Consider the following 23,738-nt stretch of genomic DNA (forward strand, 5'->3'; position numbering starts at 1 on the left):
ATGTGTTTTACTTGAGTCTTAGCTGAGGCCCGGAATTTTTCGGGACGGATCAACAGGTTTGCCATCATGGCGTAATTCGTAATAGAGCGTGCCGGCATCGCCAGATGTGCCCATGGCGCCCACAGGCTCTCCGGCATTTAAACGGCGTCCAACCACTGTATCAATTCTGGACATTCCTGCAACCAGACTGTGGTAACCCTTCTGGTGTTCGATGATGACCATATTACCGTAATTTTTGAATTGTCCGGTGAAGCGGACAATCCCGCCCATGGGGGCTGAAACAACGGCACCGGGGCGGGTTTTCAATTTCAAACCTTCGCTTTTGGCACCGATATTATCGTTTTGTCCGAAATGGACCAGAATGGTGCCGCTGGCGGGCATACGCCCGTCGCCGGCCTTTGGTAAAGCACCATCATCCTTTGGGGTGTTTTTACGGAAAGGCTTTGCCGCGCTGGCTTTGGCTTGTGCCGTTCGTTGTGCGGCGGCAAGCTTCTCGGCCTGCTGGATCTTGCTCATCAAATCCTGCAGGCTTTTGGCTTCGGCGGCCATGCGTGTGACGGCTTCGGCCTGATCTTTGTAATCGCTCTGGCTCTGGCGATACAGGGTTTCGCGTTTACCAAGCAGGGTTTTCAATTTGGTCTGTTTGCCCTTCAAATCGGCGGAGGCATCCTGTGCGGCTTTGCGGTCTTTTTCCAATGACGTGCGCAAATCTTCGAGGCGGTTCAGATCGGCGGTGACCGTTTCAACGCGTGTGTTGATGGCGGGCAGGATGCCTTGCAATAACATCGCGCTCTGTGCGGTTTCCAGCGGCGCGCCGGGGCGCATGATCAAGGTTTCGGTGGGCACGCGGCGAATACGTTGCAGGGCCAGGATCAATTCCGAAATCGACCCATAATCTTTTTCCAGCCGGAATGTCAGCGCATCTTTTTCTGTCTGCAATTTTTTGATCCGCGTTTCGATTGCGGTCATGGCGCTTTCGGCGGCCTGAACTTCGGCGGTCAGCTTACTCATCTCATTGCGGGTGGATTGCAAATCCTCTTCGGCGGATTGCGCTTTTTCTTTCATCGCATCCGCGCGGGCTTCTTCCTGCTTTAAACGGGCGTTGAGTTGGTCGAGCGCTTCGGCTTTGCGTCCCGGCATGGGTGCGGTTTCACCGCGTGCGGGCAGGGGGGCCGCAGCAGACAAAAATAAAAGGACCATAACGGTCCCGGTGATGTGCGTCATAGAGCGGATCATCAGGGTACTTTTTCCGGGTCAGGATTCCCGGTGATAGGGGTGCCCGGCGATAATCTGCTGGGCCCGATAAATTTGTTCGATCAGCATAACGCGGACCAGCATGTGGGGCCAAGTCTGAACACCGAAAGAAAGCAGGAAATCCGCAGATTTTCGCAGTTCATCCGACAACCCGTCCGCGCCGCCGATGATGAAGCGGATTTTGGTTGTTCCCTCCGCCGACAGACCTTCCAGCTTGCGCGAGAAATCCAGACTGCGCAGGGCTTTGCCGCGCTCGTCCAGCATGATGGTGTATCCATCCTTGCCAATCTTTTCGGAAATTTTACGGTGTTCGTCGGCGGTGGATTTGCCGTCCAGCTCGATCAGGTTGATCTTCCAGCTACACCGTTTTGCGTAATCACCCCACAGGGCCGCAAACGGATCTTGCTTCATTCGCCCGACGGCGATGATATCGATATGGAACATATGCGCGCACACACGCCCGACAGGCGGGCTGCTTATTTTTATGGATATAACCGGCGGCTGGGTTCAGATCAGCGCGCGGTGACCAGCGGGCTTGTTACGCCGCTGATTTGTGGTGTCGGTGTGGACCGCCACATTTTTTCGATGTTGTAGAAGCTGCGAACTTCCGGGCGGAATACGTGGACGATGACATCCAGCGCATCAACAACGACCCAGTCGCCTTGCTTTTCGCCTTCCATGCGCACGTCATTGTGGCCAACACCCTTCAGACGTTCACGCAGCTTTTCGCACGCCGCGGCAACGTGGCGCGAGGAAGTCCCGGATGCGACGATCATATAATCGGCGATCGCGGTCTGGTTACGCAGGTCGATAACTTCGATGTCCTGGATTTTGTCGCTATCCAGGGATTGAACAATCAGATCCCGCAGGGATTCCGGACTTTCTAGTCCATTTTCATAGTGCGTTAAAATGTACAGCCTCCTATGGGTTTATGTGAACAGCACCATAATAAAAAACGCCCGGGCGCGCAATCGGCTCCGCGCGTTCGGGCGTTGTTTTGTACCATGGCACATATGTACAGCAGGGCGTTTGATGACCTTCGCAAGCGTCAGCAACCCTCCTGTTCATATAGAGATGCAAAATGTGCTTTTCTCATACCCCCATTATAAAACGGATTGGGCAGGGGGTGCAAACCAAAGGTAAGATTTTGCATGATGCAATGCATTAAGTTATTGAAATAACATACTGTTATTCTGTGCTATTTCGTATTTTTGTAGAGGATAGATCGACCATCCGCGTGTGTAATAAATAGAACCGGTTCCGGGGCTCCAGTGGGGCGGCGGTGGCAGAATCGGGCACGGTCCGGTTCCGTACCGGCAAACGGCGCAACGGGGCCCGTTTGACCAGATCCAGCGCCGGGGGCCGGGCCACATGGGCGGTGGCGACCAATTCCGGAATATCCCGCCAATGCCGCCAAGTATGGATGGTCTGCACAATATCAAACCCGGTCAGCAGGACAAAATCGGTCCGTTTAAACCGGGTTTTCAGCATATCCAGCGTATCAATCGTCCGGGTCAGGCCCAGTTCACCCTCCAACCCGCACACCAGCATTTTGGGGTGCTGGGCGGTCAGGGCGCGGCAAGCGGCTATGCGTTCGGCGTAATTCATCGTGTCGCCATTAAATTTGTGGGGGTTTTGCGGTGTCACCATCCACCAGACATAATCCAGTTTCAGGGCCGCCAGCGCCACGCGCGCATTATGCACATGGCCGGCATGGGGAGGATTAAACGATCCGCCCAATAATCCAATCCGCATCCCCGCCCAGCGGGGACCGTCCAGCAAATGCGGTTCACTGATAAAGGACATTTGCCGTCTGATTCCTGTCGTGGCCAATGATGTAGAAATTTACCGTGCGCGGGGGCCGAATACCAATGAAAAACGGCGCGGAATAAAACCCGCGCCGTTTAAAAAACTTGGTATCCCTGACCTTAGTTCATATTGGACGGCAGGGTTTTGATGGCCTGGTCAATCAGGCGGGCGTTGCCCGCATCATCCAGGCGGTTGGCAATGATTTCAGCCGTGGCTTTGACGGCCAGTTCGGACGCATAGGCGCGAATTTCGGCCTTGGCACTGTCTTCCATCCGTTTTAGACGGTCGGCCAGTTGCTTTTCCTTGCGGTCAATCATTTCGTTCAATTCGGCTTCGGCCGTTTTGCGGATTTCCGTCGCATGGTTGCGTGCGTTTGCAATGATGGTTTCGGCTTCGTTCTGGGCGTCGCGTTGCTTGCGCTGATACTGGGCCAGCAATTCCTGTGCTTCGACGCGCAGGTTTTCGGCGGTTTCAATATCCGTGCGGATTTGCGCAATCCGGCCGTCCAGCTTGCCAAGGATTGCCGTTTTCGCGGCCTTGAATACCAGCACCACAAACAGGGTGAAGGAAATCAGAACCCAGAAATTGGTATCGTGTAACAATTGTTCCATTACGGTGCCCCTTACGCGGCTTTTGCCAGTTTGTTGACGACCGTTTTGGCCTGATCAATGTTGGTTTCGATCCCGACCAGTTTTTGGGCGGCGGCGGCGGCAACTTCGGCGGCGATGGTGTTCATCTCGTTCATCGCGTCCTGCTTCCCGGTGTTCAGGCGGGCATCCAGGGCGGCAATTTCACGATCTGCTTTCTCAGCAGCGGCGGCCAGTGCGGTTTCAAAGTTGGCTTTGATACCGGCTTCGGTTTCCATGCTGATCCGGGCGGCTTCGGCGCGCGCGTGGTTCAGGCTGGCCTCATAGGCGGCTTGAACGGCTTCGGCTTCGTCCGTCAGGCGTTGGGCCGTGTTACGGTCACCCGCAACATGTTCATTCCGGTTTTCAATCACGCTGGAAATCTTGGGCAGAACCCGGCGGGCGAAGACCAGATACAAAACGGCGAAGGTCAACAGCATCCAGAAAACCTGGCTGCTGAAGGATGAGGGATCGAACTGCGGCAGGCCGCCACTGCCACCGCCATGGTCTGCACCATGTGCGGCATCGGTTGCGGCAAAAACGGTCTGGATGCCAAACATCATCGCGCATGCCAAGGCAGTTGCGGCGGTGCCCATCATCCAGATCATTTTTTCAAGCAAGGTACGTTGCATGCCAGTTCGATCCCTTATCAGAGTCCTTTAAACGCAGATCAATTATTCGGTATTAGCCGAACAGGATGATCAGCGAGATCAGCAGTGCGAAAATCGCCAGAGCTTCGGTCAGAGCGAAGGTCAGGAAGAATTTCTTGTCCAGCAGTTCGGAAGCGCCCGGGTTACGGCCTACAGCTTCGTTGTAGGAGGAGAAGATCATGCCCAAGCCCAGACCAACACCGATAATCGGCATCAGAGCGAGTGCAGCGGCGATCAATTTTGCGGCTTCGAGTTCCATAGTCAGGTCTTCCTTCTTCTTGGTTTCAGTTGGTTACTTGTGGTTCCATTTACCCGTTGGGTCCGCCCCATCTTAGTGGTGCAGATCAACGGTATCCTTCAGATAAATACAGCTCAGCACCGCGAACACATAAGCGTGGATCAACGCCACCAGCAGTTCGAATGCGGTCAGAACGGTATTAAATGCCATCGGCAGCAAGCCCGGCAGAATGCCCTTGGCACCCAGTGCGGCAAACATCGCCACGCTGAATCCGGCAAACACTTTCAACATCAAGTGACCAGCCATCATGTTTGCGAACAAACGAACGGACAATGTCACCGGACGGATCAGGAACGAAATCAATTCAATCGGAATGATCAGCGGGAACAGCCACAGCGGAACACCCGGCGGCACGAACAGGGAGAAGAAATGCATGCCATGACGGAATACGCCAATCAGCAGCACAGTCAGAAACACCAGAATGGCCAGAGCGCCCGTGACGATCAGGTGGCTGGTGTACGTGAACGAATACGGGATCAGGCCCAGCAGGTTGCCCATCAACACAACGATGAACAGGGTGAAGATCAGCGGGAAATATTGACGGCCAGCGGAACCGATATTTTCGCGCACCATGTTGGCGACGAATTCATAGACCATTTCGGCCATAGCCTGTGCCCGGCTGGGGACCAGTGCTTTGCGCTTCATGCTCATCGTCAGGAACAGAGTCGAGACGACCGCGCCAATCACCATCCACAGGGACGCGTTGGTAAAGGACAGATCAACCCCGCCGATTTCAATCGGAATAATCGGGGTTACTACAAACTGGTGAAGCGGATCGGCCACGGTTTAAACTCTCCGGTCCCATAAGGGGCTAATAGTTAGGCGATTCAGTCTTTTTCCGCCGGTTTTCTAACCGTTTTTTCGTCCTGATGCAACCTTGCAAATCCAACGGCGGACCCGGCGTTCTGGGTTATACGATAAACTTCCCAAAAACCGGTGAAAATGCCAGCCAAAAGGAAGATAATCAGGAAAATGGGCTGGGTTTCCAGCCATTTATCCAAACCCCATCCAATCAGCCCCCCGGCCGCCATGCAGGTGACCAGTTCGGCCCCGGCGCGGACACCGTTGCTCATATTATCGGCATCCTTGCGGATTCCGGCCTGGCGGGCTGATTCCGCGTCCTCCTTGGCCTTCATGTCGGCCAAGGTGTCGGACAGGGCTTTCAGCCGTTCATGGTCGGGTTCGGTGTGATTGTCGTTGCTCACGCCGCTTCATCCAGGAAGTCGAGCTGTTTGTTCAGGTCGACCGAGACCAGTTGTGATACACCGCGTTCGGCCATGGTCACACCGTACAAACGGTCCATCCGCGCCATGGTCAGGCGGTGGTGGGTGATCAGGATGAAACGGGTTTCACCCTTGGCCGCGAATTCGGTCAACACGTCACAGAAACGATCAACGTTGGCATCGTCCAGCGGGGCGTCCACCTCGTCCAGTACGCAGATCGGGGACGGGTTGGTCATAAAGATCGCGAAGATCAACGCCGTGGCCGTCAGTGTTTGCTCACCACCCGACAACAGGGTCAGGGATTGCAGAACCTTGCCCGGCGGTTGGGCGAAGATTTCCAAACCAGCTTGCAGCGGATCATCGGCTTCGACCAAGGACAAGTGCGCACTGCCACCGCCAAACAGGCGGGTGAACATTTGCTGGAAGTACGTATTCACCTGATTAAATGCGGTGTTCAGGCGTTCGCGGGCTTCCTTGTTCAGGGTGCTGATGGCGGAACGCAGTTCGTCGATGGCCTGGGCCAGGTCGTCGCGTTCCTTCAGCATGTTGCCCAGTTCAGCTTCCAGTTCCTCAGCCTCAACATCGGCGCGCAGGTTGACTGGACCAATCATGTCTCGGTCGCGGACGGCTTTTTCACGTTCGTGACGCAGCTGTTCCAGAACCGGCGGGCTGTCCGGATTGATTTCGGCATGGGCGGAGAGTTCTTCCGGTGACATGTCGAATTGGTCGCGGATCTGCTGAATGATCGTTTCGATCTGTTGCTGACGTGCGGCGACGGTGGCCTGTGCGTGGGCCCGGCGTTCTTTCGCTTCGGTCAGATCGTTTTCAGCGGATTTCAGCGCTTTATTTGTATCGTTCAAATCGGATTCTGCGGCGGCCAGCTGGTCGCTGATGATGCTCTTTTCCGATTCAATTTCGGCGATACGGGACAGCAGGCGTTCCTTGATATCGCGGATTTCGCCCGGGCGCTGTTGCAGGGATTCAATTTTCTGCGTCAGCGTTTGTTCACGTTCGCTCAGTTCCGCCAGACGCTCGGTCGCGCGGGCGCAACGGTTTTGCAGGGATGTGCGTTCATATTCGATCGCTTGCAAACGGGAGGCACGGCGGGCGTGTTCTTGACGGACCTGTTCCAGTTCACGAATAGCGTCGTGCATGGATTCGCGGGCGGTCGCCAGTTCGGCACGCAGGGTTTCAATTTCTTCCTGCTGCGCGGCCATGGCCACTTCGTCGAATGTGTCCAGTTCACGGGCATTTTCGGCGACGCGTTGTTCCAGGGCTTCGGAATCAATCCGGGCCTGGGACAAAGCTTCTTCCAGTTTTGCCAGTTCGGCCTGTAACGCGGATTGGGATTCAATCGCGCGGTTCAATTCCGAACGCTTAATGCGAATATCCTGATCCGTGGACTGCAATGTGTTTTGCGTTTCGCGGCGTTCGGTTTGCAGCGTTTCGACTTTCGCCTGAACCTCTTCAAACGCGATTTTCGCGGCGGCCAGTTCGGCTTCCAGTGCGGGAACCATCACGACCAGTTCGGCCAGACGGTTCTTCTGTTTCAGCTGGATCGCGTGACGATCGGCGGCGGTGGCCTTCATATACAGGCCGTCCCAACGCCAGTAAGCGCCGTCACGGGATACCAAAGCCTGACCCGGCTTCAGTTGTTGGCTGATGGTATGGCCTTCGTCTTCGCTTTCAACAACGCCAATCTGGGACAGGGCCAGTTTGACAGCGGCCGGGGCCTTAATATGCGGCTCCAGCGCGGACATACCAGCGGGCAGGGACGGCAGATCGGCAACGTTGCGGATCTTCCAGACCACCGGAGCACTTTCGTCCAGCGAGGCCATCAGCGCATCGCCCAAGGCTTTGGACAAAGCGGTTTCGAAACCTTCATCGGCGCTGATATCTTCCAGAACCGGCTTGAAGTTGCCTTCGGCATACGCCTCAACAATTTCGGTCAGCGTTGCGATTTCCGCGTCCAGTTTACCTTTTTCGCGTTGCTTCTGTTGGAAGGTTTCGCGGGTGGTATCCAGTTTGGAACGGGATTCCGTCAGGTTGCTTTCCAGCGATTGCATCGCCGCGCGCAACGTTTCAGCCGTTTTCTCCAGGATTTCCAGCGCTTCACGCAACGGTGTGGCTTGGTCGCCAGCGCGGAGCGTTTCCTGTTTCTCGGCCAGTTGCGATTCCACGCGGGTCAGGCGGTCACGCAGTTGTTCCAGACGGTTGCGGTCTGCATTGATCTGGTTTTCCAGGCTTTGGCGGCGGGCGCGAACGTCGGCGAATTGCTCGGTCAACGTTTGCAGTTTTTCTTCCAGACGGCTGACTTCTGCATCGCGCGCATCTTTCTGCGCCTCTTTTTCCTGCAGCTTGGCCCCTTCATTTTCATGATCGGCTTTCAGCGTGGCTTCTTCGGCATCCAGACGTTCGATGATCGTGGTGTTTTCGGTCAACGTCGTGGTTTCGTGCGCATGGTCCAGCTGGGCTTGATCCAGTTGGGCCTTGGATTCACGGATTTCGTTGGACAGGCGTTGTTCTTCGTCTTCCAAACGTTGCAGGGCCAGCTTCTGCGTTTGCAGGGAGGCCGCAAATTCGGCGTCTTTCATGCGCAGGTCAGGCAGGTCTTGTGACTGGCTGTTTTGCGTTTCGGTCAGGCCGGTGACAACCAACAGACGTTCGGCTACAAGGCTTTCCGCTTCGCCATAGACGCGTTCAATTTCACGCAATTGGGAGTAAGCGTTGCGATAATCCAGTGTGGCAATCATCACTTCCAACTGGCGGATCTGGGTGGCCAGTGTGCGATATTTGCTGGCCTGACGCGCTTGTTTTTTCAGGCTGTTCAGGCGCGTATCCATGCCGCCCAAAACGTCTTCAACACGCTTCAGGTTGTTGTCGGTGGCGCGCAGGCGCAGTTCAGCCTCGTGACGGCGGGCGTACAGGCCCGTAATTCCGGCGGCTTCTTCCAGCAGAACGCGGCGTTCGGCCGGTTTTGCCGTGATCATCTGAGTCATCTTGCCCTGAGAAATCAGGAACGGGGATGACGCACCGGACATCATGTCCGCATACAGCAATTGCACATCGCGGGCGCGCACAGGCTTGCCGTTGATTTTATAGCTGGACCCGTGGTCGCGCTCGATACGGCGCACCACTTCGATTTCGTCGCATTCCGCATATTGCGGCGGAGCGGAACGGTCGGTGTTGTCCAGAATAACGGTAACTTCGGCAAAGGAACGGCGTGGGCGGGATGCGGTGCCGTTGAAAATAACGTCTTCCATGCTGCCGGACCCGCCGCGCATGCGTTTGGACGATGTTTCACCCATGGACCAGCGAATGGCTTCGACCAGGTTGGATTTACCGCAACCGTTCGGACCAACAACACCGGTCAGACCTTGAACGATATCAACGTCGGTTTTCTCAACGAAGGATTTAAAGCCGTTCATGCGGACGCGTTTAAAATGAACCATGGGCCTGTTCTTTCCGTTTTTACAAAAACTGTTTTGTTACGCTGCTGATTATTTATTCAGCTCTTCAATCTTTTGGGCAAAGCTGTCGATGGCTTGTGCCCCCGTCATGCTGGCCGCACCATCATTGAAAATGAAGCTGGGGGTCGAGCTGACCTGATATTTTTCAGCTTTGGCCTGCATCGTATTGGCAATGTGTTCTTTCAACTTGTCATTGGCCAGGCAGGCGTCAAAGGACCCGTCGCTCATTCCTGCCAGCTTGGCATTCTGGCGCAGGATTTTGGCCGGTTCCTGGCTGAATGCCCATTGTTCCTGGGTTTTGAACAGCAGGCCAATGAAGGTGAAATAACGTTCGCCGGGCATACAGCGGGCGATCATCGAAGCCTGAAGCGCCGGGGCGTTCAGCGGGAAATCGGTGAAGGTGAAGTGGACGATTCCCGTATCAATGAATTTTTCCTTCAATGCGCCGAACGTATCGTTGTGGAAATGGGCGCAATGGTTACAGGTCAGCGAGGCAAATTCCTCGATCTTCACCGGGGCATCCGGGTTGCCCAGTGTGCGCGGCGCGAAGGGGTCGCTGCTGACGTCATATGTTTTGGAGTCCGTTTTGTCTTCCGTTGCGGCGGCGGCCGGGGCCATTTCAGTCAGGTCGGCCACCACGTCGCTTTCAGCAGTGATGGATGTATCCACATTGCTCATCTTGTTTTTGAACAAGGCAAAGGATCCACCAGCCAGAACGACGGCAGCCAGGATCAGAACCACGAACAGAGTTTTGTTATTGACGGTCATTGTGTGCGCCCCATAACGCGTGGCAGGCCCGGATTAAGGGTTTGCCATAAAAGTTGCCATCGATGTGTAAACAGGAATGCCGCTAAAATCAAGGTTTATGACCAATTTGTCAATGAATCCGCGCCTTTTGGATGTGTTTATCCACAATTGAAGGGGGGCGCGGGGTGGAAAGTTTTTCTTCGGTGTCATTCCCGCGAAAGCGGGAATCCTTACGCTTTAGCGGCCAGTCACCATGGATTCCCGCTTTCGCGGGAATGACAGTGTCCTTTTATACATTATTGTTTATTTTTAATAGGTTAGTTCTGTTCCGCGCCAACCACGACCATATCCACACGGTCGGTTTCCGGGCTGTCCGGGTTTACACCCAGGGCGCGCACATCCATGCGGGATGGATCAATGCCATTCTCCATCATCCAGGCCCGAACATTCAGGGCACGGGACAGGGCGGTGCGGCGGGAGCCGGACTGGCTGTTATCAACCGGGCTGGCGAAGGCCACGATCTGAACCCGCAGGTCGGAATTATCCTTCATCCGGGTCAACAGGTCGCCCATGGTTTCGGCCAGCACATCATCGGAAACCGTACCCACACCCTTGTCGTAGGACAGGCTGATGGGGGAGGTACGGCTGGCGATAGCCGCCGGGGTATCTTCGGCAATAACGGCGGTTTCGGCGCTATCACCCTTGGCGGCAGGTTCAAGAGTGTTCAGATCAGCCGCGGTGGCAACCTGATCTTCGACAACCGGTTTACGACCCGGGCGCGGAGCGTCCGGGCGTTCAGCCAGAACCATCGCGGTCTCTGCATCGTCCGTTGTTACGTCCGTCCGTTTTTGCTCGGGCTCTTCCGTTATTGGTTCCGGCGCAACCGGTGCAATGGCAACCGGCGGGCGCGGCGGTACAGCCAGCGTGCGTGGTTTTTGTACGAGGGGCTCCGTTTTGGCAATCGGGGCTTCGGACGCAACGATGGGGTGCTCGGCTTGTGATTCAACGGCCGCCATGTCGTTTTGGGCCATTTCCATTTCTGCCTTGTCCATGGCCTCGCGCTCTGCAAGGGCTTCTTTCTCACGATCCTTCGGGCGGAAGATAAAGCCACGTTGCACCACGGGCATCTGGTCATAGGCCGTACCATACGGACGGGCGGAATTGTTTTTCATCATTGATCCGGTACCTGCGGCCGTTTCAATGTTGTTCAAGGCGACGGCAATATCTTCTGCCGACATATCGACAACCTGACGCGCCAGCGGATCACTGCCCAGATCGGCCACACTCAGGGTCGGAGCCGGAATGGCACCACCGGAGTAAGATGCGGTGGCTTGATAGGCAGGGGCCGTGCGCTCAAATTCATCTTCATCGGCTGTGCGTGTGGCAACACGATAAACTTCGCCGGCCTGATAGGTCCGACGGGCACGTTCGACAAATTCAATCGACGCGTTCTGGATGGCCGGACGGCGTCCCGGAACGGGGGCGTCAATTGCAATTTTTTCAGTCACAGGGGTATCGACTTCACCTGCAGCCGGGGCAATGGCAGCAACCATATCAGCGGCGGCATCATCATTTGCCACGGCGGGCTCATCGTTTGCTTGTGCTGTGACAGCCGGTTTTTCTGCCGGAATGGGTGCGTTTTTCGCGATCTTCTGTACTTTGATCGTGCGGGTTTTAATTGGTTCCGATTTTTCCGCGACGGTGCTTTCCGGTTGGTCTTCTGTATCCGGTGCCTTGCTCAGGATAATCGGCGCAGGTTTTGCCTCTTCCGGCTCAACCGTTGTTTCGGCGATAATTTTCGGTGCTTCTTCCGTCTCTTTCACTGTTGCGGCGGCCACCGTTGCAACGGGGGATGCCGGAACCGGCGGAACGGACGGGTCCGTCGATTGAACCTTGGACAGTGTAATTGTATCCGACGGAATGCGTCCCGTTTGCATCAATACGCGGTCAATACCCGGTGCATCGGTTTTACCCTTCATGCTGATCGGGAATGATGCGGCTGTGCCAGCATCCGGCGCGCGTGGTGCATTAACGGGCATGTTTTCGATTTGCGCGATAACCTTTTCAGCTTCCGGCGGTAATGGTGGCGGTTCAGCTTTCACAATTTCCGGAGCTGTTTTCGGCTCCATTTTTTGTGGTTTTGGCGCGATAATAGCCGTGTATCCGTCGGGGTTGGTGCTGACCGTTCCTTGTTTAGGCGCGCTGGCCGCGACGACGACATCCCGGACTTCAACCTTTGCCTTTTCGGTTACAACTGGTTTTTGTGCCAGTTTCTGCGGCGAGGGTGCGGAAATCGGGTGTGATGGAACCGTTTTGACAGCCGGCTCGGATGGCGCAATCGCCGCCATTTCGGTTTTTGGGGCCGCCTTTGGCAATTCAATTTTTTCGGCCGGGGCCTGTGTCGGCATTTTTACTGGTGCCGCCGCGATAACAGGCGGGTTTTGTTGTGCAGTGGCCACAGCCTCAGGCGCCGTTAACAGACCGGAAACAGCACTGTTTTTCCCCGGATGTGTCTGCGATGAAATTTCAATTGTTGCAGGCGTGTCTAAAACGGGTGTTGCTGGTTGCGGTTTGGCTTGTGTTTTTTGAACGGCACCATTTTGTCTGGCGACGGGGTGCGGCTGTTCGGTACTGGTGTTATTCAACACGCCCAGATCAATTTCCACACCATCGGTCCGTGGCAGGGGGATGTTGGGCATGGCGGTTGTTGGCGGAACCGCAGCAACAGCACGAACCTGGCGTTCTTTCACAGGGGCTTGTGCGATCGGTTGTGTCGTTCCGGACAGAACCGCACCAACATTGCTGGGCACGGCAATAGCCGGCCCGGTCATTGAAGGGCCAGTCATGGATGGCCCCGTCATTGACGGTGTGGCTGCGGGTTTGGCTTTTGCCGTTGTTGGGGATGAACCGGATTGCATTTGCTCGAAAGCCTGCATCGTCAATTCATCGGCGGACAGAGCATTATCAGCCGCCATGGCGTGCGAACCATACCCGACCGTGCCGAGGGCGATGGCTGTCCCCGTCATCAGTGTCAGTATGGTGCGCGATAATTTCATGGCGGTAATCCCTGTAAAAAAATTATTCTTTTATGCAGTCTTTAAGGCGTGGAATGCGGCGCGTTATTCGTTCGCCGCATTCGCCAGTATTTTGCGCAGTGTTTCAAACAGCGAGTCATTGGTGGCCAGAACATCGCCATCATAAATGGCGTTGCCCTTGCCAGAATTTTTGATCGTGCCAACGAAACCGCCGGCTTCCTTGACGATCAATGCACCGGCGGCGACATCCCACGGCTTCAGATCCGCTTCCCAGTATCCTTCGAAGCGTCCGGCGGCAACATAGGCCAGATCCAGGGCCGCCGCGCCATTCCGGCGGAAACCAGCCGTTTGCGACAAAATGGCGTTCAATTGGCGCAGATAGGCCGGGCGGTCACCACGGGTCAGGGCCGGGGCCCCGCCAGCAATAACCGACAATGTCAGATCACGGCGGCCAGAGACGCGCAGGCGTTTGTTGCGCATGAAGGCTCCGCCGCCTTTTTCCGCGCGGAACATTTCGTCTTTCACCGGGTCATAAATAATCCCGGCGACGATTTCGCCACGGGTTTCCAAACCGATTGAAATGGCCCAGTGCGGCAAACCGTGCAGGAAGTTGTTGGTGCCATCCAGCGGGTCGATGATGAAACGGTTTTCACCATCGCGGCCTTTGACCTCGCCACCTTCTTCCATCAGGAAGGAGAAATCCGGGCGTGCTTTGGACAGTTCTTCGTAAATAATGGATTCAGCACGACGGTCGGCGGCGGACACGAAATCGGCCGGGCCTTTCATCGATACTTGCAATTGTTCGACTTCGCCAAAATCGCGAAGCAGGGAACGGGCCGCTTTTTCTGCAGCCCGGAGCATGACATTGACGTTTGGCGATAGGGCCATGGTTTTACTCTCTTTGTATCTGTCTGGTAATGAGAACGAAGTTTGTCCCTGTTACGTTTTTTGTCTGCTCTCGTATTTCGATAAGGCGGATTCTTATACCCTAGGTTTGGCGGTCTTGTAAAATCGAAGTTCCAAGCCGGGCCAGCCGTTCTTTTATGTCAGGATCTTCTACTTTTTCAAGGAGTTGATTGAGTTCCAGGCTCTGGGTCGCCGACAAAGGTTTGCGGGGGCGCAGGGCAGCGGCGCGCTTCTTCCGATCCTGCTCGCTCACCACCAAGGGGACGAAGCGGATGGCGGCCACCAGCTGCTCACCAAAAATCTGATTAATTCTCTCTAGAATCAAGTCCTTACGGTAATGGAGCAGGGTGGCGTCGGCTGACCCGGCGGCGATATCCAGCGACACCTCGGCGTGCTTCTGGTTGGGCACTTTCCGGAATCGCAATTCAGCGGGATGGCAACGATCGGCCACATCCGCGCCGACAATGTCGGCCCAGTGCGTGACAAGGCGGCCCAGCATGATATATTTCCGGCTGAAAATTTTGCCGGTCACCTTGGGGATCGCTTCTGAAAGCTGACGGAGACTCATGCCAACGACTATGCCGATCCCGCGCCCTTCGCACAAGAAAAAGGAAGGGGCGCAAACCGACCTTTTCCGGGCGCAAATGCTGGCCTGGTACGATACCCATGCGCGGGTTCTGCCGTGGCGGGTAAGTCCTTCTGCAGGGCCCTGTTTTACGGCAAATCCGTATCATGTCTGGCTGTCCGAAGTGATGTTGCAACAGACGACGGTTCAGGCGGTTATCCCCTATTTCGGAAAATTTGTGGATAAGTGGCCGAGCGTTCATGATCTAGCCATGGCTTCGTCAGAGGAGGTCATGACCGCATGGGCCGGGCTTGGGTACTATGCGCGGGCCAGAAATTTGCATAAATGCGCCCAGGTTGTTTCACGTGAAAACAAAGGGAAATTTCCTAATACATTGGAAGAATTGAAAAAACTTCCGGGTGTTGGGGATTATACGGCGGCGGCGATTGCCGCGATTGCCTTTGACCTGCCTGCGACAGTCATTGATGGAAACGTGGACCGGGTGATCAGCCGGTACTTCGCCGTGACCGATCCATTGCCCGGGTCAAAACCGGAAATTCGCGCCTTGGCCGCTGGCTTGGCGGAGGGGCGGACGGATCGTCCCGGTGATTTTGCCCAATCCATGATGGATTTGGGGGCGACGGTTTGTATCCCAAAAAATCCGCGCTGTGATTTGTGTCCGGTGCGGGATGGCTGTGCGGGCCGGGCGCAGGGCATTGCGGCGGAGTTACCCGCCAAAGCGCCCAAGAAGGCCCGGCCACAACGCTGGGGCCTGATTTACTGGATTACCAACCCGGCGGGCGATGCGGTGTTGCTGGAGCGGCGTCCGGATACCGGAATGCTGGGCGGCATGGTTGGTTTGCCCACCACAGAATGGGCGGATCGTCCGGTCATCAAGGGGCGGAAAAAGCCGGATATCATGGATTACGTCACCGACCGATATCCGGGGCTGGAGCGGGTACGGGATAACCCTGGGGCCATTCGCCATACCTTCACCCACTTCGATCTGGACCTGATCGGGGTGGTGGGCAAGGCCAAAAAGGGCTTCGTGGCGGAACCGGGCCAATTCTGGCATCCGCTGGCCGAATTGTCAGAAATCGGATTTCCAACTGTGTTTAAAAAATTCGTAAATCTTTGTATTCTAAAATAATTCTGGCATCCTTGGCGGGGTGTGCAGGTTTTTAGAGGGGATTTAATAGAATGTTTTTTCAAAACTCTAATGTGAGTGTGCGAACCCGTCTGTGCGTGATTCCGGCGTTGGCGGTGCTGGCCCTGTTTGGTTTCTGTCCCGCAGTTGCGATGGCGCAAGATGCGATGCCTGCAGAAACGACACCAGCTGTGGACCCATTGATCGGTGACGATGGTAAGTTAAAGCCTGTTGTTGACGAATATGTGCCCATGACGATTGAAAATCTGTCCAAAATGTATTGGGCGGTGGCATTGCCAAATATTGATAGTGATGATGATATTGATAATTACCTGCTTATCAATGAATGCGAGATGTACACCAAGTTTTACCACAATGATTTTGAATGGCAGGAAATTCGCCGCGTTACGCGCGATTATATCCAGAAAAACATAACCCAGTTTCCTCAGACATTTGAAGTTATAATGCCCATATATCTGGATCGTTATGATATTGGGGCGGAAAAATTTTTAATTGAGCCAGAGTCGCAATTTATCGGCGTTTCGCGTTTAGATACGCGATATAACAATGTTAGCGATGATATTTGCGGCGTTAAGTCTACGATTGAGAATTACCCAAGAAACCTTGTTTTGAATTTCAATCTGCCTTTCAGTCTTAGGGATATTCCTGTCAAGCCTGAGGTGGCTGAATTCTATATGCAAGAATCCCTGCGTCAATTTGAGGGGTTGCCGAATAAGCTTAAGCTTATGAACTATGAGCGCGTGGCTTTTGTACGTTTAAAGGTAACGATGCTGCAGTTTAAGGAGTTCACGAGGGTCGGAAACGGTCCTCTAAAAGGTGTGTTTTTTGCCCGTATTGATGGGTACGATATCTTTGCAGATCAAAATAAACGTCTTTTGATGTATTCAGAAAGCTTCTCAAACGGCAAGGGTAAGCGCCGCAGGGCAAAACAAAACGAAAACCCTGTTGATGCTTTGGTCTTGCCGTCTGAAGATAAGGGGTTACTTAAGCCAACGGTCGTTGAATAATCACTGCAACGTTCGTGCCTCGGTCCCCGTTGTATCGGGCCGTTTGGCCAGTTCTGTGCGTAATTTCTGCCGCAAATTGTCGATCGGTTGGTAGTTTTTACCATCACGGTAATGCCAGTATGTCCAGCCGTTACAGGATGGCGCGCCTTGGGCCGCCGCGCCCATGCGGTGGATGGATCCGCGTTGCTGGCCGCCATCGGCGGTGTCGGTAATCAGGTTACCGTCCGCGCCCACCTTGGCCGTATGTTCGTGTTTCGGGTCGGTCAGGACCGCGCCCGGCTTCAGTAATCCACGCTCGATCAACCAGCCAAACGGAATGCGTTGTTCTTCGCGTTTGGACACGGTTTGCAGCAAATCATTGTCAATTTCAGCCTTGGTTTCGGCAATACGCTTGGTCGCGGCCTTGATATAGGAATCTTCGCGGTCGATACCGATCCAGTTCCGTTTCATCTTTTTGGCCACGGCGCCGGTTGTGCCAGTGCCAAAGAACGGGTCCAAAACCGTATCGCCCGGCAGGGTGGAAGCCATCAGGACACGGTAGAGCAGGGCTTCCGGTTTCTGGGTCGGATGGGCCTTTTCGCCATTATCATCTTTCAGACGTTCACCGCCCGTGCACAGCGGCAGGAACCAGTCGCTGCGCATTTGCACATCTTCGTTCAGGGCCTTCATGGCGTCGTAGTTAAAGCGGTATTTGGATTTTTCGGATTTGGCGGCCCAGATCAGGGTTTCGTGGGCGTTGGTAAAGCGGCGACCCCGGAAATTGGGCATCGGGTTGGCCTTGCGCCAGACAATGTCGTTCAGCACCCAGAACCCCAGATCCTGCAGTATGGTGCCCAGGCGGAAGATGTTGTGATAACTACCAATGACCCAGATTGAACCGTCATCGGTCAGCAAATCACGCGCAGCCGAGAGCCATTCTCTTGTGAAATCATCATAGGTTTTCAGGCTAGAGAATTGATCCCAATGATCATCACAGGCATCGACCTTGGAATTATCAGGGCGGTGCAATTCGCCACCCAATTGCAGGTTATACGGGGGGTCGGCAAAGATCATATCGACCGATCCCTTGGGCAAAGACCGCATAATTTCCGCGCAATCGCCTTTCTGAATGGTGTTCAGGGGCAATTTACCGTTCGATTCCAAAGGCTTTTTTGTTGTTTTTGCTTTGGTGGTCGAGGTTTTGCTGGAGGTCGTTGTTGTTTTCTTTGTCGCCATGATGTCCTGCCAAGGGGGAGCTGATTTATCCACAGAATCATGAATCATTGGCGATTCACCGTCAAGCATAAAATTCGATTCAATGTGTAGAGTCAGTGTGTTATGGCAGAGTCTTGAGGTGAAAACAAAGGAAGAACAGACTCGGATTTCCGTGGTTTTTGAGTCTGTTAGCGGGCCGCGCCCACAACCTTTTTAATCGGCGCAAAACTTTGCCGATGATGGGGGGTGATGCCGTGTTCGGTGATGGCGGCCATGTGAATGGCCGTGCCGTACCCCGCATTTTTGCTCCAGCCATAGGCCGGATATTGGGTGCACAAATTCTCCATGATCCGATCCCGCGTGACCTTGGCCAGAATGCTGGCGGCGGCGATGGAGCGGCTTTTTGAATCGCCCTTTACAACGGTTTGGATGGTGCAGGGCAGTTTGGGTTTTTGGTTCCCATCCACCAAAGCCAGCCAACCCGGCTGGCCACCGGCCATATCAAACGCCTTGGTCATGGCGTGCAGGCTGGCGCGCAGGATGTTCATCTGGTCAATTTCATCCACGCTGGCCTCGGCAATGCCGCAGATGCAGTGGGTCTGGATCAGATCGAACAGAGCATCGCGCTTCTTGGCGGTCAGCTTTTTGCTGTCATTGACCCCGGCCCAGAAATCCAGATCGCGCGCGGCGGGCGGAACATAGACACAGGCCGCTACAACCGGGCCAGCCAGCGGGCCGCGCCCGGCTTCGTCCAGCCCGCATACGGGGCCGTTGAAACCGTCTTCCAGATCAAATGAACAGGACATGGTTCCGGTTTTACGGCGGATTTCCGGGGCTGAACAGGGGTGGGCCCGGATTTTTCTTGCCCCCTGTGGATAGGGCTGGCATGGTCGATTTTCTTTTTTCATAAGGTTGAATTAATGACCCTGAGCGCCCGTCCATTTGCCATTCCCGATGCCTTGTTGCGCGACATTGCCGCGGCCAAGGGCGAGGGCATGACTGCGATTCTGCATGACCATGCCGGGCGACTGGGGGATTACGATGCGGTGAAGGGATGGTACAAACGCCTGTCCCGCGAATTTAACTGGGTCGGTGCAACACTGATGTTCAATGTTGTGAAGGATTACCACGACCGGGAAATGAACGGTGATTTGCGGTACCGCCAAACCATCACCATGAAGGATGGCGTGCCCGCAGCCTATAGCCGTTTTCTGCATCTGTCTCGTGACACGCAAACCCGCCGGATGGATTGCACGAAGGTGGAAGAAACCATCATCGCCGATCCGGCCGATCTGCGCGATTTATCGTTGTTCCGATTTATGTATGACGATATCACCGCCGCCTCCGCCGCCATGGGGCGAGCGCGGGTGATAACCGAATTGGGGGTTGGGCTGGCGCAACGTAAATTCCGGGTAATGGCCAAACAGGCCGCACAAGGGGATGCGCGGGCGCAATCGTTGCTCAATCGTGATTGGATTGCTGTGACGTTGAAATTCGTTGAACGGATGGGTTTTACACCCACCGATGTGATCGTGCCGGATACAGATTCACCGGATGCCACCCCGCAAATTCGTATTTCGCGTGAAACTGGCGTAGGCGCACCGCTTCCTCTGCCACCGTATATCGCGGATAAGCGCATTTGTGTGCCGTATGATGGCGGGCGCGGATTGGATGTGTTGCGGGATTATTTGCAGGGCCAGCAGATGAAGGTGTTCAACCCCTAATCTTTCGTCATCCCCGCGCAGGCGGGCATCCAGAGCCACATGCAATGAATTATCCCAGTCCCCCGGATCCCCGCCTGCACGGGGATGACAATTGGGAGAATGGGCGCGATGATAAATTACTTCAACGTCTTGCTGACAATTTCAAACACATCCGGGGACAGGTTTTCTTGGGCCAGAATACGTTCCAATGCCGCTTTCATTTTCGCCTGACGGTCTGGCGTATAACGACGCCATTCGCGCAACGGTCCCAATAAACGCGCGGCAATTTGCGGGTTTTTGGTGTTCAGGGCGATGATGGCATTGGTCAAAATGTCATATCCGCGCCCGTCTTTGGCGTGGAAACACACCGGGTTGTTCATGGCAAAGGCCGCGAACAAAGACCGCACGCGGTTCGGGTTGAGCAGGCTGAAGGCCGGGTGGTCCTTCAGTGTCGCAATCCGGTCCAGTGTAGACGGGATCGGGGCGGAGGCTTGCAGGCTGAACCATTTATCGATGACCAGTGGGTATTGTTCAAACCGTTTGAAGAAATCGGCAAACACGGCATCACGATCCGCGCCATCCGTTTCCGCCAGAACGGACAGAGCCGCGACGCGATCGGTCATGTTGTTGGCGGATTCATATTGCTGGCGGGCCAGTGAAACCGGCGGGTTCGGGCCGTTCATCAGCAGGCGCAGGCACACGTTTTTCAATGCACGGCGTCCGGCGGATTCCGCATCATTGCTGTAGGTCGTGGGCGTGTTGCAGGAATCGTAAATCGCCTGAATCTGGTCGCGATAGCGTGCGGCCAGATCGTGCAGGACGCGGCGACGAACCGTAAAGATCGTATCCGGATCAACGATTTTGCGTTGTTGCGCGATAATCGCCAGATCGGGTAGGGACAAAGCGCGCGCCATTAACGCGCGATCGGCATTGCTCGCGTTGGCTTGATCCAACATCAACCCGTAAGAGTCGATGAACGCCGGGTCGGTGACGGCCGCTCCACCGGATTCGACCGTATCAATCATCCGTCCCATCATGCGCAGGGCCAGAATTTGGCCGGATTCCCAACGGTTGAACCCGTCGGAATCATGCACCATCAGGAAACGGTAATCATCATCACTCAAATTCGTGTGCAATTTCACCGGGGCCGAAAAACCGCGCAGGATCGACGGTACAGGTTTCACCGCAACGTTTTTGAACGTGAAGGTTTGTTTGGAATCTTTCAATTCCAAAAGATAACTCACTCCCTTTTCGTCATTCCGGCGAAGGCCGGAATCCATGGTTTGGTTCGTATGGATACCGGCCTTCGCCGGTATGACGGATGGGGGTGGGGTGACATCCAAATCATGCCCATTTGGCCCGACCAAACCGACCATGACCGGGATGTGCATTGGTTTTTTATCCGGCTGGCCCGGTGTGGGCGGCACAGTTTGCGACAGGGTCAGGTGATAGGTTTTGGCCGCGGCGTCGTAATGGCCTTCGGCGGTCACTTCCGGTGTTCCGGCTTGGGAATACCACAATTTGAACTGGGACAGATCGACACCGGATGAATCCTGCATACATTGCAGGAAATCATCACAGGTTACGGCCATGCCGTCATACCGATCGAAATACAGGTCGGTGGCTTTGCGGTATTTATCATCGCCCAGTAAGGTGTGCTGCATGCGAATGACTTCTGCGCCCTTTTCGTAAACGGTCAGGGTATAGAAATTGTTAATTTCAATGTAATTGTCCGGGCGGATCGGGTGGGCCATCGGGCCGGCATCTTCCGGGAACTGCATATTGCGCAGGCGGACAACGTCATCAATGCGTTTGACGCCGCGCGAATTCATGTCGGCGGTAAACTCCTGATCCCGGAAGACGGTCAGGCCTTCTTTCAACGATAATTGGAACCAGTCGCGGCAGGTGACGCGGTTGCCGGTCCAGTTGTGGAAATATTCGTGGGCGATTACGCCTTCGACCCGTTCGAAATCCATATCGGTCGCGGTTTCGGGGCGAGCAAGGACGAGGGCGGTGTTGAAAATGTTCAGCGATGTGTTTTCCATCGCGCCCATGTTGAAATCGCTGACCGCGACGATGTTGAAACGGTCGAGTTGATATTCACGGCCATAGGTCTTTTCATCCCATTCCATGGATCGCTTCAGGGATTCCATGGCCCAATCGCATTGGTTTTCATCACCCGCGCGGACATAGATGCGCAAATCGACAATGCGGCCCGACATAGTAGTGAAGGAATCCCGGATATGCACGAGATCGCCCGCAACCAAAGCAAACAGGTAACAGGGCTTCGGGAACGGGTCGTGCCAGATGGCGTAATGGCGGCCATCGCCGCAATCACCGTCCTCAATCAAATTGCCGTTAGACAGCAGAACGGGGCAGGTTTTCTTATCACCCTCAACCCGGGTGGTGAAAATGGTCATCACATCCGGGCGGTCGGGGAAATAGGTGATGGTGCGGAAACCTTCGGCCTCGCACTGGGTGCAATAATTCCCGCCGGACATATACAGCCCTTCCAGCGCGGTATTTTCCTCCGGACAGATTTCGGTTTCAATCACGGTGGTGAATTCATTACCGGGATGCGGAATGGTCAGGGTTTTATCGTCCACCGTGTAATTCGTTGTGGCGGCGCCATTGATGGCGACGGACACCAATTTCAAACGTTCACCATTCAAAACCAGCGGTTCGGCGCCATCGTGATTCTTGGTGAATCGTGTTGTGGCCGTGACCAGCGTTTTGCCCGCAAAAATCCGGATATCCAGATGCACGTCCGCAACCTTGTATTTCGGCGGCTGGTAATCTTTCAGGAGGATGGTTTTTGGGGTGTCGGTGCGCATGATTGGAGAGCCTTTGGGAAGGGAAGGTGGAATAAATCTGTCATCACTATAATACGTTCGTCACCCCGGCGAAAGCCGGGGGCTTCATCCATAATGGCTGGAAGATCCCGGCTTTCGCCGGGATGACGTCTTTAAGGGGAAGTGTGTGGAGGGTTACTGCCCGTCGGCGTTGGGGCCGGCGTAGACTTCCGGTTTATACCCGGTTTCGCGTTCTTCTTCTTCCTTGCGGTAGGCGCGGATGGCAGCGCTGAGGGCGAAGAGAACGTCGCGGACACCTTCGCCGGAAACGGCAGAAATCTGGTAAATTTTTTGATCACCGACAACGGCCTGCAATTGTTTGGCTTGGTCCGCCGACATTTCGGGGCCCATGGCTTCGCATTTGTTCAGGGCGATAATCTCGGCCTTGTCCGCCAGCCCGCCGCCATAGGCTTCCAGTTCTGCGCGAATAGTCTTGTATGCGCCAACCACGTCATCCTGTGTTACGTCGATGATGTGTAACAAAACGGCCGTGCGTTCAACGTGGCCGAGGAAGCGGGTACCGAGGCCGTGACCTTCGTGCGCGCCTTCGATCAAACCGGGAATATCGGCCAGAACGAATTCGGTGTTATCGGCGGACCGCACAACGCCCAGATTCGGGTGCAGGGTCGTGAACGGATAATCGGCAATTTTTGGCTTTGCCGCGGTGGTCGCGGCCAAGAACGTGGATTTACCAGCATTCGGCAGCCCAACAAGGCCAGCATCGGCAATCAGTTTCAGGCGCAGCCAGACGGCGCGTTCCTCGCCGGGCCAGCCGGGGGTGAATTTACGCGGGGCCTGGTTGGTAGAGCTCTTGAAGTGGGCGTTACCAAAACCGCCATCGCCACCGCGCATAAATACAACGCGTTCGCCAGCAACGGTGAAATCGGCCAGAACGGTTTCTTTGTCTTCGTCCAGAACTTGGGTTCCGACAGGCACGCGAACAACAACGTCCTTGCCACCGGCACCGGTGCGGTCACGGCCCTGGCCATGGTGGCCGCGTTCGGCTTTAAAGTGCTGGGTGTAACGGAAATCGATCAGCGTGTTCAGGTCTTTTACGCATTCGAAAATGATGTCGCCGCCCTTGCCGCCGTCACCGCCGTTGGGGCCGCCCATTTCGACGAATTTCTCACGGTGGAAGCTGACGCATCCGGGTCCGCCGGCGCCGCTTTGCAGATAGATTTTTGCTTCGTCGAGAAATTTCATCGTTTTTACTTTTCGTTTTTCAAAGAAA

Annotated in this window: 21 protein-coding genes; 3 read left to right on the forward strand and 18 right to left on the reverse strand. The window is 55.1% G+C overall.

Annotated elements, in window-relative coordinates:
- Positions 1–18: 18 nt before the first annotated feature.
- The 14 genes from MICA_RS05590 to MICA_RS05655 all read right to left on the reverse strand — a co-directional run bounded on the left by MICA_RS05590 (position 19) and on the right by MICA_RS05655 (position 14,586).
- Entirely contained in the window at positions 19–1,236 is a 1,218-nt protein-coding gene (locus tag MICA_RS05590) for a murein hydrolase activator EnvC family protein (RefSeq protein WP_014102736.1), read from the reverse strand.
- 18 nt (positions 1,237–1,254) lie between these two features.
- The gene (locus MICA_RS05595; RefSeq protein ID WP_014102737.1) at positions 1,255–1,698 is read right to left on the reverse strand and encodes a 23S rRNA (pseudouridine(1915)-N(3))-methyltransferase RlmH; all 444 of its coding nucleotides are present in this window, start codon (positions 1,696–1,698) and stop codon (positions 1,255–1,257) included.
- A 68-nt stretch (positions 1,699–1,766) separates the two neighbouring features.
- Positions 1,767–2,171: a ribosome silencing factor gene (gene rsfS / locus MICA_RS05600; protein WP_081463065.1), complete on the reverse strand. Its 405-nt coding sequence runs from the start codon at positions 2,169–2,171 to the stop codon at positions 1,767–1,769.
- 271 nt (positions 2,172–2,442) lie between these two features.
- A complete protein-coding gene (locus MICA_RS05605) occupies positions 2,443–3,060 on the reverse strand; it encodes a nicotinate-nucleotide adenylyltransferase (protein WP_014102739.1) in 618 nt (205 codons plus the stop codon).
- 122 nt (positions 3,061–3,182) lie between these two features.
- Positions 3,183–3,674, reverse strand: coding sequence for a F0F1 ATP synthase subunit B family protein (locus MICA_RS05610; RefSeq protein ID WP_014102740.1), 492 nt, complete (start codon positions 3,672–3,674; stop codon positions 3,183–3,185).
- Positions 3,675–3,685: 11 nt separating this feature from the next.
- Positions 3,686–4,321 carry a F0F1 ATP synthase subunit B family protein gene (locus MICA_RS05615; RefSeq protein ID WP_014102741.1) on the reverse strand — a complete coding sequence of 212 codons (636 nt, stop codon included), beginning with the start codon at positions 4,319–4,321 and terminating at the stop codon, positions 3,686–3,688.
- Positions 4,322–4,373: 52 nt separating this feature from the next.
- Positions 4,374–4,598, reverse strand: a complete 225-nt coding sequence (locus MICA_RS05620) for an ATP synthase subunit C family protein (RefSeq protein ID WP_014102742.1) — start codon at positions 4,596–4,598, stop codon at positions 4,374–4,376.
- 72 nt (positions 4,599–4,670) lie between these two features.
- Positions 4,671–5,420 (reverse strand): F0F1 ATP synthase subunit A, encoded by a 750-nt coding sequence (locus tag MICA_RS05625; protein WP_014102743.1) that lies wholly within the window; start codon positions 5,418–5,420, stop codon positions 4,671–4,673.
- A 44-nt stretch (positions 5,421–5,464) separates the two neighbouring features.
- Positions 5,465–5,842: an AtpZ/AtpI family protein gene (locus tag MICA_RS05630; RefSeq protein ID WP_014102744.1), complete on the reverse strand. Its 378-nt coding sequence runs from the start codon at positions 5,840–5,842 to the stop codon at positions 5,465–5,467.
- Complete coding sequence (gene smc / locus MICA_RS05635; protein WP_014102745.1) at positions 5,839–9,312, reverse strand: chromosome segregation protein SMC; 3,474 nt, start codon at positions 9,310–9,312, stop codon at positions 5,839–5,841. Before smc ends, MICA_RS05630 begins: the two co-directional genes overlap by 4 nt.
- Before the next feature lie 48 nt (positions 9,313–9,360).
- Positions 9,361–10,098, reverse strand: coding sequence for a thioredoxin domain-containing protein (locus MICA_RS05640; RefSeq protein WP_014102746.1), 738 nt, complete (start codon positions 10,096–10,098; stop codon positions 9,361–9,363).
- A 296-nt stretch (positions 10,099–10,394) separates the two neighbouring features.
- The gene (locus MICA_RS05645; RefSeq protein ID WP_014102748.1) at positions 10,395–13,133 is read right to left on the reverse strand and encodes a hypothetical protein; all 2,739 of its coding nucleotides are present in this window, start codon (positions 13,131–13,133) and stop codon (positions 10,395–10,397) included.
- A 63-nt stretch (positions 13,134–13,196) separates the two neighbouring features.
- Entirely contained in the window at positions 13,197–14,000 is an 804-nt protein-coding gene (locus tag MICA_RS05650; RefSeq protein ID WP_014102749.1) for an inositol monophosphatase family protein, read from the reverse strand.
- A 100-nt stretch (positions 14,001–14,100) separates the two neighbouring features.
- Positions 14,101–14,586, reverse strand: coding sequence for a DUF721 domain-containing protein (locus MICA_RS05655; RefSeq protein WP_081463066.1), 486 nt, complete (start codon positions 14,584–14,586; stop codon positions 14,101–14,103).
- Between MICA_RS05655 and mutY the strand changes: the two genes are divergently transcribed.
- Both mutY and MICA_RS05665 read left to right on the forward strand, forming a co-directional pair.
- Entirely contained in the window at positions 14,585–15,733 is a 1,149-nt protein-coding gene (gene mutY, locus MICA_RS05660) for an A/G-specific adenine glycosylase (protein WP_014102751.1), read from the forward strand. The genes MICA_RS05655 and mutY overlap by 2 nt on opposite strands.
- A 50-nt stretch (positions 15,734–15,783) precedes the next feature.
- Entirely contained in the window at positions 15,784–16,758 is a 975-nt protein-coding gene (locus tag MICA_RS05665; protein WP_014102752.1) for a DUF4852 domain-containing protein, read from the forward strand.
- Here the strand turns inward: MICA_RS05665 and MICA_RS05670 are convergent, their stop codons facing one another.
- A complete protein-coding gene (locus tag MICA_RS05670) occupies positions 16,759–17,973 on the reverse strand; it encodes a site-specific DNA-methyltransferase (protein ID WP_148260429.1) in 1,215 nt (404 codons plus the stop codon).
- A gap of 167 nt (positions 17,974–18,140) precedes the next feature.
- Complete coding sequence (locus tag MICA_RS05675) at positions 18,141–18,758, reverse strand: ribonuclease HII (RefSeq protein ID WP_041793858.1); 618 nt, start codon at positions 18,756–18,758, stop codon at positions 18,141–18,143.
- A 114-nt stretch (positions 18,759–18,872) separates the two neighbouring features.
- On the opposite strand from MICA_RS05675, the gene MICA_RS05680 reads away from it, so the two are divergent.
- Positions 18,873–19,676: a hypothetical protein gene (locus MICA_RS05680; RefSeq protein ID WP_014102755.1), complete on the forward strand. Its 804-nt coding sequence runs from the start codon at positions 18,873–18,875 to the stop codon at positions 19,674–19,676.
- A gap of 116 nt (positions 19,677–19,792) precedes the next feature.
- Here the strand turns inward: MICA_RS05680 and pepN are convergent, their stop codons facing one another.
- Positions 19,793–22,489, reverse strand: a complete 2,697-nt coding sequence (gene pepN, locus MICA_RS05685; protein ID WP_014102756.1) for an aminopeptidase N — start codon at positions 22,487–22,489, stop codon at positions 19,793–19,795.
- 153 nt (positions 22,490–22,642) lie between these two features.
- Positions 22,643–23,710 carry a GTPase ObgE gene (obgE, locus tag MICA_RS05690; protein ID WP_014102757.1) on the reverse strand — a complete coding sequence of 356 codons (1,068 nt, stop codon included), beginning with the start codon at positions 23,708–23,710 and terminating at the stop codon, positions 22,643–22,645.
- Between the last annotated feature and the right edge of the window lie 28 nt (positions 23,711–23,738).

Source organism: Micavibrio aeruginosavorus ARL-13 (assembly GCF_000226315.1).
Lineage (GTDB): Bacteria > Pseudomonadota > Alphaproteobacteria > Micavibrionales > Micavibrionaceae > Micavibrio > Micavibrio aeruginosavorus_B.

Bases quoted from the DNA above. Each gene is read 5' to 3' on its own strand.
- MICA_RS05590 (WP_014102736.1), bottom strand. From the start codon at position 1,236: ATGATCCGCTCTATGACGCACATCACCGGGACCGTTATGGTCCTTTTA.
- MICA_RS05595 (WP_014102737.1), bottom strand. From the start codon at position 1,698: ATGTTCCATATCGATATCATCGCCGTCGGGCGAATGAAGCAAGATCCG.
- MICA_RS05605 (WP_014102739.1), bottom strand. From the start codon at position 3,060: ATGTCCTTTATCAGTGAACCGCATTTGCTGGACGGTCCCCGCTGGGCG.
- MICA_RS05610 (WP_014102740.1), bottom strand. From the start codon at position 3,674: ATGGAACAATTGTTACACGATACCAATTTCTGGGTTCTGATTTCCTTC.
- MICA_RS05615 (WP_014102741.1), bottom strand. From the start codon at position 4,321: ATGCAACGTACCTTGCTTGAAAAAATGATCTGGATGATGGGCACCGCC.
- MICA_RS05620 (WP_014102742.1), bottom strand. From the start codon at position 4,598: ATGGAACTCGAAGCCGCAAAATTGATCGCCGCTGCACTCGCTCTGATG.
- smc (WP_014102745.1), bottom strand. From the start codon at position 9,312: ATGGTTCATTTTAAACGCGTCCGCATGAACGGCTTTAAATCCTTCGTT.
- MICA_RS05640 (WP_014102746.1), bottom strand. From the start codon at position 10,098: ATGACCGTCAATAACAAAACTCTGTTCGTGGTTCTGATCCTGGCTGCC.
- MICA_RS05645 (WP_014102748.1), bottom strand. From the start codon at position 13,133: ATGAAATTATCGCGCACCATACTGACACTGATGACGGGGACAGCCATC.
- MICA_RS05650 (WP_014102749.1), bottom strand. From the start codon at position 14,000: ATGGCCCTATCGCCAAACGTCAATGTCATGCTCCGGGCTGCAGAAAAA.
- mutY (WP_014102751.1), top strand. From the start codon at position 14,585: ATGCCAACGACTATGCCGATCCCGCGCCCTTCGCACAAGAAAAAGGAA.
- MICA_RS05655 (WP_081463066.1), bottom strand. From the start codon at position 14,586: ATGAGTCTCCGTCAGCTTTCAGAAGCGATCCCCAAGGTGACCGGCAAA.
- MICA_RS05665 (WP_014102752.1), top strand. From the start codon at position 15,784: ATGTTTTTTCAAAACTCTAATGTGAGTGTGCGAACCCGTCTGTGCGTG.
- MICA_RS05670 (WP_148260429.1), bottom strand. From the start codon at position 17,973: ATGGCGACAAAGAAAACAACAACGACCTCCAGCAAAACCTCGACCACC.
- MICA_RS05675 (WP_041793858.1), bottom strand. From the start codon at position 18,758: ATGTCCTGTTCATTTGATCTGGAAGACGGTTTCAACGGCCCCGTATGC.
- MICA_RS05680 (WP_014102755.1), top strand. From the start codon at position 18,873: ATGACCCTGAGCGCCCGTCCATTTGCCATTCCCGATGCCTTGTTGCGC.
- pepN (WP_014102756.1), bottom strand. From the start codon at position 22,489: ATGCGCACCGACACCCCAAAAACCATCCTCCTGAAAGATTACCAGCCG.
- obgE (WP_014102757.1), bottom strand. From the start codon at position 23,710: ATGAAATTTCTCGACGAAGCAAAAATCTATCTGCAAAGCGGCGCCGGC.